This window comes from Corynebacterium sp. EPI-003-04-2554_SCH2473622 (assembly GCF_001665955.1).
GTDB lineage: Bacteria > Actinomycetota > Actinomycetes > Mycobacteriales > Mycobacteriaceae > Corynebacterium > Corynebacterium pseudodiphtheriticum.
This window is the reverse complement of the sequence record NZ_LZMN01000064.1, coordinates 1-12,549: the sequence shown is the minus strand read 5'-3', so window position 1 is coordinate 12,549 and position 12,549 is coordinate 1. Positions and strand designations below refer to the sequence as shown.

Genomic DNA, 12,549 nt, shown 5'->3' with positions numbered 1-12,549 from the left:
TTGAGCTACATGAGCGATTGGGCGTCCCGATTCGATGACCAGTCTGGCAGCTTCCTGCCGGTACTCCGGGGTGTATTTTTTCCTTGACGAACTCTCAATGAACATCCTCTCCTACGGACACAAGGTCCGTACTAATAGGGTGTCCACTAAACGAGGGTAACCTTAGCGCTATGACAAAGATTCGGAATCGCGAGCAAAGCATCGTGTGCGCCCTTGCTGCAGGCAAGGGGGCTTCCCGTGTCTAACGGAAATAGCAGTTTCTCTAAGAAATTTTCCTTCGGGGCTATGATTACTCTCTTGCTAGTGGTTATGGCTCCGCAATTGGGGTTAAGCGTAATCACGCCGTCGTTCGCTCGTATGGCCTCGGACTTGAACGTCAATGTGGCACAGCTCCAATGGACAACGACGATATACATGGCCGGATATGCGCTCAGTATGTTTGTGGGCGGGTTTTTGGCCGAAAAATACGACGCGGTCAAGCTTCAAGCTTTCGGATTAATTGTGTTCAGTATTGGTTCGATACTCTGTGCGTTCTCTGGGTCCATCTTCCCGCTGTCTGCAGGGCGATTCCTTCAAGCCCTTGGGGGGACATCGGCGACTGTTCTTTGCCGTCTAATTATTCGTAGACGTATTGATCCAGCGTTCAGAATTGCACCTTTAGCTAACCTGACTATGGTCATTTCGCTCACTCCTGCTCTAGCTCCCCTTCTAGGGGGAGTGGCCTCCCTCTTTTTTCCTTGGCGAGCCATTTTTGTGGTGCTAGCCGTCCTGGGGATTACCTTGTCCTTGTTGTGCCTGGGGTTTTTGGGTTCGGCGAAAGCCGACGAGCCCTCTCTACCTTCCTTGGCTTCGACCCTATCGTCCATCGGAGCTTCGCTCTCAAACCTTTCGTATTTATGGTATTCGGCAGCGCTCGCCCTGGTGTGGATGAGCTATTTTGGCTTTTTGGCTCTATCTCCAGGTTTCTTCGAAACCAACTATGGGATTACGGGAATCTCCTATGGAGTGTTGATGCTATGGCCTGCAGTAGGGTATTGGTTTGGAAGTTATTTGATAAAGCACACCGCCAACCCGACCAAATTTGCACATACGTCGATCATGGTTTCCGGTCTGGTCGCCTTGGCGGTTCTCTTGGTGGGCTTGGTCGCTCCGCTACTTCCTGCGTGGGTCGTGATTGCAATCTTGTGTACCCAATTCATTGGGGTGGGGGCGACTATCCCGTATAGCCAAAATGGGCAACTCGCTTTACCGCTTCCTTTGCCGGGAGTCTCCACGGGGCTGTTTTTCTTCATTCAGATGATGTCAGGTGCTGTGTATGCGGCGGTAGCCAATTCTTTCGAGGCTACTTCCTTCCGCTCCGTGTTGGCTTTTGTGGCTGCCCCGCAGCTGGTTCTCGGTCTGGCGTTTGTAGCCATTTCACTTATCGGAGGGGGCGGAAAATTTAGAGTTCCCACGAGAAAGTAAAGCACTATTCAAAAAAACGCCGCATGATCTTTTGTCGTATAACCCGTCGTTGAGGCCCGGGCTGCGGTGTGAAAAAGAAAAATCTCGAGGCACCGCTCTGGGAACGATGTCTCGAGACTTCACATTGGCGGAGGATGTGGGATTTGAACCCACGAGGGTCGTGAAACCCGCACGCGTTCCAGGCGTGTGACATAGGCCGCTAGTCGAATCCTCCAGCGAGAACTAAGTCTAACAGTAGATTGTCAGAACGCAAAACCGGGAAGAATTCAGGTAACTTCAGCGCCTTCACCTGCGGGTTTTCTCCGTCTTGTAAGTTTTCCTCGCCTTGCGAGCTCTCCCCGCCTTGCGAGTTTTCCGTGCTGTGCGGTTTCGCAGCTGCCACCACAACACCAGCAACCAGGCGCCAAACCAGCCGGCATGCCAGCCCCATGGCACAGGTTCTGGCCCAGCACCGGTCTCCGTGATCACACCGTCGCCATAGACCACCCCAATGCCCAAGCTGCGCAAGCGCTCGTGATCGCCAGCCTCCCACGCCTGTTGCGCCAGAATATAGCGTCGTGATGGCTTGTCGACGAGCGCGCCGTCGACCTCCAACTGCCCGGAATAAACCACCGGCAAGGCCTTCGTGTACGGGTTGATGCTCACCCAACCCGGCGCAGAAACCACCGTCGGGGCATCCGGCAAAAACGCCGTGCGGCCGTTGGCACGCTGCAATAAATCTTGATCCAACCCGGCGGTGACCTCCCGCGGGGCCAGCACCGAGACCTCAGCAGGAGCATCGACGACCTGCAGCACAGCACACAAGAGAGCCAGATATGCCCACAACCGCGGCACGCCAGCGGCGGCGCAGCAATACGCGGGAATTGCCAGCATCATCAGCTTCTGCGAATCCCGCAACACACCCGGATCAACCGCAGACAACAGCTCCGGGGCCAGCCAACCCACCAACGCGCCCCCGAGGCCCAACACCGCCAGCGCCAACACCGCACGCGGCACCGCGCGACGGCCCAGCCACAGCACGGCAAACAACACCACCCCGAAAATCGCAAACCCCGCCGACCTCGATGCCGGAACCGCCTGCCCATTCCATATTCCCCCCAAGCCCAGTAGCGAGCCCAGCGTGCCGACGTAGGTTTCTGCCCGCGGGCCAAAGGCAAAATAGCTACTCGTGGCCGCATGCGGGATATCCTGTAACGACGGCACCAGCCACGGCAGGCTGGCCAAGCCCGCAACCACCAGGGTGAGTACGCGCGAACGCCAGTCACGCACGACGAATGACGCTGTGAGCGTGGCAAACAGTGCGCCGGTGGGTGTGAGCGAGGACAGCAGCACCGCCACCAACACCCAGACTAGACGGGTGCGCAGGGCGACGATGACCGGCAGCAGCCAGGCTGCCAGCACCAACGACCAATGGCCTTGCAATAAGCGCTCGACGACGAACGGGTTGGCCACCGCGATGGTCATTGCCGTTAGCTGCGCGGGCAGTGAGGCAGAGCGTTCGTGCGCCAATAGCGCCCCGGCATACGCAGCGGCTGCCGCGCCACCGATCAGCAAGACCCGAACTATCCACGAGGCCGGAAACAACACCCCGAGGATCGCCAACACGCCATCTTGTGGGGCATTGCGCGCGGGCAGATCCCCAAAACCAAAGGCCGAGGGCGACAGAGCTGGTGAATCCAGCACGAGCATATCCCGCCAGGCTAGTTCGCCAGCTGCGAAAAACGGCCAGGTGAGAGCGCCAACCAGCAGGCTGGCCCACAAACCGAGGATCAGCAGGCGTGCGTTCATGTGCTAGTTGGCGCTGGGGTTGCTGGCGTTGGGATTGGTGCCGGGGTGGCCGGTGTTGGCGCTGGGATTGGTGCTGGGGTGGCTGGTGTCGGAGTGGTTAGCGTGGGCACGCTTCTGGCTGTGCCGGTGCCGCCAGATCATCCACACCGCAGCTGCCAGTAGGACGATGCCGAGGGCAGTGGCCAGAAAACCAATGGCCTCCCAACGTTCCACCACTCCCACTGTCTTGCTGGCCAGGTCTTGTGCTTCGTTGCGGGAGGCGGAATCATATTTCGCGTGCGTGGACAACACGGTGCGCTCCGGGGCTGGCTGCGCCGGGGTGCCATCGGCGGCGAGAAAGACCTCGTAGTGTTCATCGCGGTTGACGATCTGCCCAGTGATCGGTTCCACCCACACCAAGCGGTCCACAGAATAATAGGGGCGCATGGTCACGGTATCGGCGGCGGAAAGATCGCCGGTGACGTGCTCGTCGGCAAGTTCATCGGCGGTATAAAAATCTGTGGCGGGGCCGGTGATCTCCATGGCGTCGAAAAGCTTCGCGGCTGGTTCGTCGAGGATTTTCGGTGACAGCGCCGAGACCGGGGTGGGCGGGCTGAGCAAATCCTGCGGCTGCGAATACGCGCGCAGCAAGGAATTGTGCAGCGGGTGGGCCGTAATGGTGTGGCGGTATTCGTAAAACTCCGCGGTGGCAGCACCATCTTCAGCACCTTCTTCACCCTCGCCCTGCTCGATGGTGTCGGCGAAGTCGATGGGCAGTGGTTCTTGGGTGAAAAGATCGAAGAAATTATAGGAGCGCTTCTGCGTATCCGGTTCGAAGGCATAATAGATCCCCGGACGCGCGAACAAACCCGTATCGACGACGGGGGTGTCTGTGTTGTCGGGTCTACCGTCATCATAAAACCGCACGCGCGAGGTAGGGTCTGGGATGCCGATGGCGGATTCGCGGTTGATGGTCACGTCGTTATCCGCATGACCGAGAGCGCGCGCGGTGGTGGCGTCGTCGCTTGTGGATGAGCCTGCGCCGTCGTTGGCAAGCAGCGTGTGGCGTGCAGTAATTTCGGAACGACGTGCCGGATCTTCCGCATCCTGCGTGGTGCGCAGCAGCGTGATTTCACTGTCGATGTGCGTGGTAGTGGTGTTGATATAACACGGAAAAGTTGGTGTTGCTTCCGGGCAATCGTCGGGGCGGGGAAGCGGCTTGCCAGCCCCGGCGCTGCTGGCTGCCGCAGCAAATTCCGCCGTGTCTAGCAGCTGGGTTTCCGCGTCTTCTGTGCGCGTGTGCACCGTGGTGCCTTCTGGCCAGGAATCGTGGAAGGCCATCACCAGCGGCGGAGCGGCGGCGCCAACCACTAGTGAGAGAGCAGCAGCGGCCACCGTTAACGTGACACGACGGAACATAGTGCTAGCAGTATACCTGCGACGTTAACTTCTGAGGGTTGAGGGGCAAACTAAGCGGAAGCCCAAACTAATAGGTTTCCTCAGCACGCGAACTGCGAGACTTGCCTGCTAGCCTGAGCGCATGGTCGCCACCAGTGTCTCCGCATCGGTTCCGCAGCGTATTGACTGCCTAGAAGGTATTCGTGCGCTTGCAGCCGTCGGGGTGCTGATCACTCATGTGCATTTTCAGACTGCTTCTGGGCCAGTGGTGCTGGAACGTTTTGATTATTTCGTGGCCGTGTTCTTTGCGCTCTCCGCATTTTTGCTGTGGCGTAGGCCGATCGGCCCGGGTTTTTTACGCAAGCGTGCCGCGCGCGTATTACCCGCTTACCTCGTTTGCGTCGCGGTGGTGGCGTTGGCGCTGCCAGCGGCTAGCACCATGGGCTGGCAACAACTACTCGCTAACCTGACCGCCACTCAGATCTATATTCCCGATGGGTTGGCACCAGGCCTGACACATTTGTGGTCGCTGTGCGTGGAGTTCGCTTTTTATTTTACTCTGCCACTGATCGCCTGGGTGCTTCTGCGCTGGCAAGCCCGCACGCGAGTACTCGCGCTGTGTGTGGTGGGGATCGCGAGTTTGGGTTGGGCTTTTTTGCCGTTTGTGGCCGGTTTCGACGGTAGCGACGGCGCTAGTTGGGCGGCGAGTGTGAACCGGCAGATTTGGCCACCGGCTTATACTCTGTGGTTCGTCGTCGGCATGCTGGCTGCCGAGGCGGAATCGGCGGGCGTCGCCAAGCGCCCAGGTGTGGTACGACGCATCCTGGGCATGAAACCGCTGTTTTGGGGGCTAGCCACTGCCTGTTTATTCCTGGCCAGCTGGGAAGCCATTAGCCCGCGTGGCCTTACCCATCCGAGCCCACTGGAATTCGCCATCCGCATCAGTCTGGGCACTGTTTTCGCGGTGTGCATCGTGGTGCCTTATGCGCTGCGGCCTACGAAGTCTGGCCTGCTGCTGAGCCAACCGGTGCAAGCTGTGGGGCGCTGGTCTTATTCGCTGTTCCTGTGGCATGTGGCGGTGCTGTCCATCGCCTTCCCGCTGGCAGGAATCGAGATGTTCAGCGGCGGCTTTGTCATCATTCTGGCTCTCACCCTGGGGCTTTCTGTAGCGGTCGCGGCTATCAGCTACACCTTGGTAGAAGAACCAGCCCGGCTTTGGCTCAGGCAGGCTACCGCACCGGCAGCCAAACACGCCGCGAGCAAACTATCACCGGCATAATGCGCATCCGGCCACGGTGCGCGCGCCAACCACAACCCGCAAATCCCCAGCAACGTTGGTGCTAAAACTACCGGTCGGATCGTCGTCCAGCGCGTGATCGCCCACGTCGCAGCTGCAGAGATCGCCCCTGCTGGGCCCACCACCGCACCCGAGACCGCAACGGCGGCCACTGGGAATGCCCAGGCAGGCAGTGTGGGTTCGGTGGCTAGCAAGTCTCGCGCGTGCCGACGTCGCGCTGCTGCGAATTGGGTGTTGGCCGTCGGCCGTGCGAGCGGGAACAACACCAGCGCGGCTAAGGTCACCAGCGATACCCCTGCACCCAGAAATAAGGACGTGCGGTACGCAGCCTCACCGGCAAAACTCATGCGAAACTCGCCGGATGTGCCTGCGGGCAGCACAAACGCCTGGGTAGCGGCATCGATGCTGGTAGGTTGCAACTCGGTGACGGTGCCGGAGGCGTCGACAAGCTCGCCGCGTAAACCCTCATTGAACGCGCGTCCGGTGACGAGCAGGCGGCCCTCGCCTACAGCATCTTCAGCGTCTACAGCGCCCGGCACCGTGCGGCCAGCGACAGGCTCATAACGCGCAGTCGGGGCAAAGCCAGGCTCGCGCAGGCTGACCCACGCGGCTGCAGTGGAGATGGTGTGCGTGCCGGATAGTTCCACCGTCTCACCTGCGGAATATTCGGTGCCGTCGATGGTGACCGGCTGCTCATCGTCGGTACGGATCTCCAGCTGCATTGTGCGCGGAACCTCGAAACTGCGCTGTACAACACCCGTATCCACCGCCAGACGCTGGAAGACGAACTGCCGAGCATTCGCGGTAGCTGGCACGTGCACCAGGCGCGACAACTCATGGCCAGCCAGGTGGATATCGGAGACCCCGGTGCGGGTTTCCGGATTGAGCTGGACTTCTATGCGGTTGGCACGGAGATCATTCGGGAAAGCAACGCGGGTATCTTCGCCAGCTGCAGTTTCCACGGTGATGGTGTGGATCGGCTCGTCGCTGGTACCCGCGCTATCATCCTCAGGAACCTCATTAGTACCCTCATCGGCATCCTCATAACCCCCATCAGCAAAAGCCAATACTCGCAGGCGTGCATCCTCCGTGGTGGTCAGATGTAATTCCGGCGCGTGGAATATCCCGTCGGTGCTGCGGAGCTTCAACGTTCCCGGATCGCCCGGGGCTGGCCACCAGGCTTGGTCCGTGCCATCGACCGCCGCATTGATTGAGCGCGCCGGATCCGCGCCCCCAAAAGCGGTGGCATCTGCAGCCGAAGACGAGGCCTGCAGCTGCACATCACCGCGAGGACGCACCGGCAGCGGCGTGGCGACGCTCGGGTAATCCACACTCGGGTGCTTCGTGGTGGCCTCATCCGGGCTGGCCAGCGGGCCAGAGACCGCCCCCTGCAGGGTGCCGAAATTACGATCGACCAGCAGTGGGGTATCGGTGACGATCTCGGCATCAGACCCTTCCTTCGCCGCCCCCGCACCCGCATGGTCTACCAACCGGCGCGGAGCCGGGCCATCGATAACATCCAACACAGCCAGCGCCTCGCCGCCACCAGCCACCGTGACCGGATCATGTGCGATGTGCATATCCCGCTGCGCATCCACAACAAACACCGAGACCTCCCCGAAATCATGGCGCTGCACAGCCGGAGAGCCTCCCGCCGCCCGGTCAGCTAGGCGGTCCAAGGCGTCGGCAAGCTCGTCGGCACGCTCCCGCTGGGCAGAAGAATCCAAATCATGGCGCACCAGCACCGCACCGATTCCCAAACGCAACAACGGATCCACCGAGCGATCCAGCGTGGCCAGCGCCCCATCCAGCCCACGAATCGCCTCCGGCGGCAACAGCGGCACCGCATCACGCACCGCCCACGGCACATCCAACAACGGCTGGGCGGGCTCATCGCGGGTCCAACCCCATTCCTGCCGGGCAAACGAGGTTTCTGGAACCAGCAGGGTACGCGTGTCGACGTTGCCATTGAGGAAATCCGCAGCCTGGCGCCAATATTCCGGCACCTCGCGGTACGCACCGGTGGGTAGTAACCGGCCCGACCACACCGGAGCCACCGACAGCAGCGCGATCACCGCCACGCCCAGGCCTGCGGCCGCGCGCCGGGTCAATGGATGCTTAAGGCGCGGCATCTCCAGCACAGTGCCCAGGTGTGCCACGCCGAGCAGTAGCGGGATGCGCACCAGCGGGTCGAATTTGTGCAGGTTACGCAGCGGAGCCAGGACGTTGTCCAGCAACTGCCCATAGGGCGCGGCCAGGATCGTGATTCCGACCAGCAGCATCAGCAACCACAGCCCGTGGTAGCGCAGGCGGGTGCTAGGCGCGGAGCCCTGTGCGCATTGGGCACTCAACGCCAGGCCCGCCAGACCACACGCTGCAATCGCTACGGTGGCCAGCACAAACACCGGCTGCGAGACCAACAAATACCCGGCCTCGCGCTCAGTATCGGCAAACGGCGTCCAGTGAGTGGTGCCGCGCAGAATCTCCAGTAGGTTCAGCCAGCGCGTGGTCACATAGGATGATTCGATGAAATCCGTAAACGGTGGGGAATACTTTCCCAACACCAACAGCGGGCCGATCCACCAGGCACTCACAGCGACCGCGGCCGGGATCAGCAGCCAACCTTGCCGACGCCACAGAATCACCAAGCCAGCCGGGATGCAGGCGGCCAGGGTGGCAGTCGCGTTGACCGCTCCCATCAGCGCGATGGGGATGGTAGCCGCCGCGATTTCCCGGCCGGTGATTTTGTCTGTGCGCAGCAGCGGAACCAGCACCCAGGGAACGAGCATCACTGGCCATGCCTCGGAGGAAATCGCGGTCAGCGTGGTTAGCGTGCGCGGCGACAGCGCGAACAGCAGCGCGGCGATGATGTGGAAGGCGTGGATGCTTGCCGACGGTTTGGCGCGGTCAGATCCAGGAACGACGCACTGGCAGAGCCGATAAAAACCGGAAAAACCAACGCCTACGACGATGGTCCACCACAGCCGTTGCGCCACCCAGGTGGGAAGTAACCAGTCCGGGATGGCGTCGGCAAGCAAGAAAAACAGACCCTGCGGGAACAGGTAGCCATAGGCCTGGTTTTGCAGCTGCCCCAGCGGGAAGACATCCGTCCAGGCGTGGGTGGCCGCGGCCAGGAAACCGGCGGGATCAGCTGTGAGATCGTGTTTAGTATCCGCGGCGATAAGCCCGACAGGTTGGGCAAACATCGCGGCGGCCAGCACCAGCCACACTATGGCGTGGGTGCTAAGTGGGTGAGTGGCGTGGGCGCGAATGCGCAGGCGGGTGCGCACGGCAGGCTTACTCACGTGAGCCGTATTCGGCACCACCTAACAGGGCATCATCCGGCGGGGTGGTACCAGAGATGGTGTCTTGGCCGGAAAACTGCGCGATGCCCAAAATCGCGACGACGCCCAGCGCGACGCCGACGACAGCGCTGCCCAGAGCCGGGCCCAGGCTGCGGCGGTTCAGCGACTGCCGGTTTGGCGACTGCCGGTTGAGCGAGCGAGAAGAATCAGCGGCCATAAATAATTGTCCTTAATCCTGAGGATGAATCATCCCTTAATTTAGTCGTCCCTGGTGAAGTATTCCGGATCGTCGTCCTCGTTTTCCGGTGGCACGACCAGCACCGGAACCCCGGCGTTTTTCACGATCGTCTCCGCTGTCGACTGCGACCACAGCGCGCGGAATCCGGTCAGTGCGCGAGTGCCGGTGATAATCACGTCGACGTCGAGTTCTTGGGCCGCATCCACGATGGCCGAGGCGATGGTCGTGGCCGATTCCACCAGGTGCGCCTTGCCGTACATGCCGAGCTTTTCAGCTGCAGCGATGCCCTGACGGCACACTTGCACGGCTTCGGCGTAGGCGGGATCGTCTTCCAGATTATCGGAGGTCATCGTCGCCTGGTGCATGCCGGTGCGCGAGGCGGCGCGGGCTTGCTGGCGGGCGATCGGCTCCCACGCAGTCAAGATTTGCACGGTGCCGGGCTTGAGTAACTTGGCAGCGTATTCGAGCGCACGGTCGGCGTTTTCGGAGCCGTCGTAGGCAATCAGCATGGTCTGTTCGCGGGAATCGGAACTCATAGCTTTCTATCCTAATAGCGTTGCGGGCGAGAGGTTAGCCCCAAATTCGTTTAATTAACTGGCCACTTTTTGCGGGCTACCCCAAATCTGCATGGAGCATCCATATAGTTGACCATGTAGGGGATACGAATTTGGAGGCCAGTAGTTTGATATTCATCGCAATTGTTGTAGCCGAGGTTTTATTCTGGGTTCTGCTTGTAGCAGGGCTGCTGACACGATATGCGTTGCGGGCCCCGCGCGTTGGTGCAGCACTGCTCATAGCCACTCCGATCGTTGATCTTGTCCTGCTGGCCCTCACTTATATCGACTTAAGCTCTACACATTCTTCGAATTTTGCGCATGGCCTGTCTGCTTTATATATCGGGTATTCAATTACCCTCGGGCCGACGATCATCCGAGCCATGGACGTACGCTTTGCTCGCCGGTTTGGTATCTCCGAGAACAACACCACCAATGCAGACATGCGCACTACTGAATCAGCCATGACTACCTGGAAACGGGCGTGTATAGGCTCCCTGATCAGTATTGTTTTGCTCGGGGTAGGCATTGCGGTTACAGGATTACAGGGCTCGTTTTGGTTGATCTATTGGGTATTCGTCGCTGTATCTATCGTGCCGGTGTGGTGGTTTATCGGGCCGCGTCGAGAGAAAAAGAAGAAACGCGGTAGCAGTGCGCATAATGGAGCAGAATCTGAAGAATCCGCCCGTAACTAGTACCAAGCTGTGTGAGCGGTTAGTCTATAAAGCGTGAATTCGGCGAAATCGAGAAGTTTCAAAGGTGTGGCGATTGTGCTCGGCGTCTTCGTCGGGCTTTTCGTCATTGCTGGCATTGCCTACGCCATTGATGTCTCCACGAATCAGGGCAAAATCCCGCGTGCGACGTCCGTGGGTGGCGTCGATATTTCCTCCCTGGAGCGCGAGGATGCTCTGGCCAAGCTTGACGACGAACTCCGCGAGGCAGAAAACGAACCCGTGCGTGTTGCTGCGGGCGAAAAAACCACGGAATTCGTGCCAGCGCAGGCAGGGCTGCGCCTGGACTTGGAAGGCACGATTGCCGCTATTCCCGATGAGTCGATGAACCCACTTGTGCGCCTGGCCAGCTTCTTCCGTTCGACGAAGGAAGTGGACGTGCAAACCGCCGAGGATCCGGCCGCGCTGAACCCGGAGCTAGACCGCATGGTCGGCGAGCTGCACCGGGACCCCGAAGATGGCGCGGTATTCCTGGAAGCCGGCAACGTGGAACCGCGTGATGCCGTACCGGGCCAGGAAGTTGATCGCGCGCAGCTGCAAGAAGAGGTTGCGAGCTCCTGGTTGGATCCGGAAGGCATCGCGGTAGAGCCGAATGAGATTGAGCCGGTGATTAACCAGGATCAGGTGGATGCGATCGCCGAAGGCCTTGCCGCCAAAGCTGTCTCCGGCCCGCTGAAGGTGCACGGCCGCGAGAATATTACGGGCACGATTGAACCCGCGCGCATCGGCGAGTTCGTGCATTTTGAAGCCCATGAAGGGCATTTGGAGCCACGTGTCGACGAGTCCAAGGCCCGGGACATCTTGGGCGAAGGCCTGGCGGAATCCGAACGCCCGATGAAAAATGCTCGCTTGTCCATGTCTGGTGGCCAGCGGCAGGTTACCCCGCACGTGGATGGGGAAGTCATTGACTGGGAACAGACCATGGCCGGTTTCGCCGAGCGCGTGCTGGGCGATGACCGCGAGTGGGATGCCACCTATGAGGACCAGCCAGCGACGTTTACCACCGCGGACGCCGAGGCCTCGACTTTTGACCAAGTGGTTGGTGAGTTCACAACCAGCGGTTATTCCCCAGCCTCGGGCACGAATATTTCGGTGATCTCCAATGCGCTCAACGGCACCATTGTGTCGCCGGGCGAGACCTTCTCCGTCAACCAGGCCACCGGCTCGCGCACCGCCGCGCAGGGCTATGTGGAATCCGGCGTGATTTATGAAGGCCGCGCAGACACCGCCGTCGGCGGTGGCATTTCGCAATATGCCACCACTTTGTACAACGCGGCCTATTTTGCGGCCATGGAAGATGTCGCGCACACTCCGCACAGCTACTACATCTCACGCTACCCGGCGGGGCGCGAGGCCACGCTGTACGACGGCGTGATCGACCTGAAGTTCCGCAACAATTCCAACCACCCAGTGCGCATTGAATCGAGCGTCGGCGGTGGTTCCGTGACCGTGCGCCTGATGGGCGTCAAGGAATACGAGGTGGAATCCATCAGCGGCGGTCGTTGGGCGCACACCAATCCACCGAAGCAGAAAGTCAGTGGTTCCAACTGCATCCCGACTTCCGGCATTCCGGGCTTTACGACGTCCGATACCCGGGTGATCCGTACCTTGGGTGGCGCGGAGGTCTCGCGTAATACTCAGACCACCGTCTATGATCCGCAGCCGATCGTGACCTGCGGCTAGAGCTAATGTTTGAGCCAGTACCTGCCGGGCGTCGGCAAGCGCTGGCTAGGTAGGATAATTGCTATGTTGCTGTCTGATCGAGACATCCGTGCCGCCATTGATTCTGAACGGC

The 12,549-nt window shown here is 60.3% G+C and carries 9 protein-coding genes and 1 tRNA gene; 4 read left to right on the top strand and 6 right to left on the bottom strand.

Translation table 11 applies throughout. From position 1 onward, the window contains the following. Positions 1–237: 237 nt before the first annotated feature. Positions 238–1,464 carry an MFS transporter gene (locus tag A5774_RS07410; RefSeq protein ID WP_126925969.1) on the top strand — a complete coding sequence of 409 codons (1,227 nt, stop codon included), beginning with the start codon at positions 238–240 and terminating at the stop codon, positions 1,462–1,464. A gap of 125 nt (positions 1,465–1,589) precedes the next feature. On the opposite strand, the gene A5774_RS07405 is transcribed toward A5774_RS07410, so the two are convergent. The 3 genes from A5774_RS07405 to A5774_RS07395 form a co-directional block, all read right to left on the bottom strand. After that, positions 1,590–1,678: transfer RNA gene (locus A5774_RS07405), tRNA-Ser, on the bottom strand. A 71-nt stretch (positions 1,679–1,749) separates the two neighbouring features. Next, positions 1,750–3,252, bottom strand: a complete 1,503-nt coding sequence (locus A5774_RS07400) for a hypothetical protein (RefSeq protein WP_064834120.1) — start codon at positions 3,250–3,252, stop codon at positions 1,750–1,752. A gap of 3 nt (positions 3,253–3,255) precedes the next feature. After that, a complete protein-coding gene (locus tag A5774_RS07395; RefSeq protein ID WP_064834118.1) occupies positions 3,256–4,650 on the bottom strand; it encodes a porin PorA family protein in 1,395 nt (464 codons plus the stop codon). 121 nt (positions 4,651–4,771) lie between these two features. On the opposite strand from A5774_RS07395, the gene A5774_RS10955 reads away from it, so the two are divergent. Beyond that, complete coding sequence (locus tag A5774_RS10955) at positions 4,772–5,908, top strand: acyltransferase (protein ID WP_082936152.1); 1,137 nt, start codon at positions 4,772–4,774, stop codon at positions 5,906–5,908. Here A5774_RS10955 and A5774_RS07390 read toward each other — a convergent pair. The 3 genes from A5774_RS07390 to A5774_RS07380 are packed head-to-tail and all read right to left on the bottom strand — an operon-like array spanning position 5,815 to position 10,005. Then, positions 5,815–9,231 carry an alpha-(1->3)-arabinofuranosyltransferase family protein gene (locus A5774_RS07390; protein ID WP_369815538.1) on the bottom strand — a complete coding sequence of 1,139 codons (3,417 nt, stop codon included), beginning with the start codon at positions 9,229–9,231 and terminating at the stop codon, positions 5,815–5,817. The genes A5774_RS10955 and A5774_RS07390 overlap by 94 nt on opposite strands. Further along, the gene (locus A5774_RS07385) at positions 9,224–9,448 is read right to left on the bottom strand and encodes a DUF2613 domain-containing protein (protein ID WP_023018478.1); all 225 of its coding nucleotides are present in this window, start codon (positions 9,446–9,448) and stop codon (positions 9,224–9,226) included. The genes A5774_RS07390 and A5774_RS07385 overlap by 8 nt, the downstream gene beginning before the upstream one ends. A 41-nt stretch (positions 9,449–9,489) precedes the next feature. Beyond that, positions 9,490–10,005, bottom strand: a complete 516-nt coding sequence (locus tag A5774_RS07380) for a universal stress protein (RefSeq protein WP_021352868.1) — start codon at positions 10,003–10,005, stop codon at positions 9,490–9,492. A 131-nt stretch (positions 10,006–10,136) separates the two neighbouring features. On the opposite strand from A5774_RS07380, the gene A5774_RS07375 reads away from it, so the two are divergent. Both A5774_RS07375 and A5774_RS07370 read left to right on the top strand, forming a co-directional pair. Further along, positions 10,137–10,718 (top strand): hypothetical protein, encoded by a 582-nt coding sequence (locus tag A5774_RS07375; protein WP_231892382.1) that lies wholly within the window; start codon positions 10,137–10,139, stop codon positions 10,716–10,718. Between the two features lie 33 nt (positions 10,719–10,751). Then, complete coding sequence (locus A5774_RS07370) at positions 10,752–12,437, top strand: VanW family protein (RefSeq protein WP_041206416.1); 1,686 nt, start codon at positions 10,752–10,754, stop codon at positions 12,435–12,437. Positions 12,438–12,549 lie beyond the last annotated feature (112 nt).

Coding starts and splice junctions, on each gene's coding strand:
- A5774_RS07400 (WP_064834120.1), bottom strand. CDS start 3,252: ATGAACGCACGCCTGCTGATCCTCGGTTTGTGGGCCAGCCTGCTGGTT.
- A5774_RS07395 (WP_064834118.1), bottom strand. CDS start 4,650: ATGTTCCGTCGTGTCACGTTAACGGTGGCCGCTGCTGCTCTCTCACTA.
- A5774_RS10955 (WP_082936152.1), top strand. CDS start 4,772: ATGGTCGCCACCAGTGTCTCCGCATCGGTTCCGCAGCGTATTGACTGC.
- A5774_RS07385 (WP_023018478.1), bottom strand. CDS start 9,448: ATGGCCGCTGATTCTTCTCGCTCGCTCAACCGGCAGTCGCCAAACCGG.
- A5774_RS07380 (WP_021352868.1), bottom strand. CDS start 10,005: ATGAGTTCCGATTCCCGCGAACAGACCATGCTGATTGCCTACGACGGC.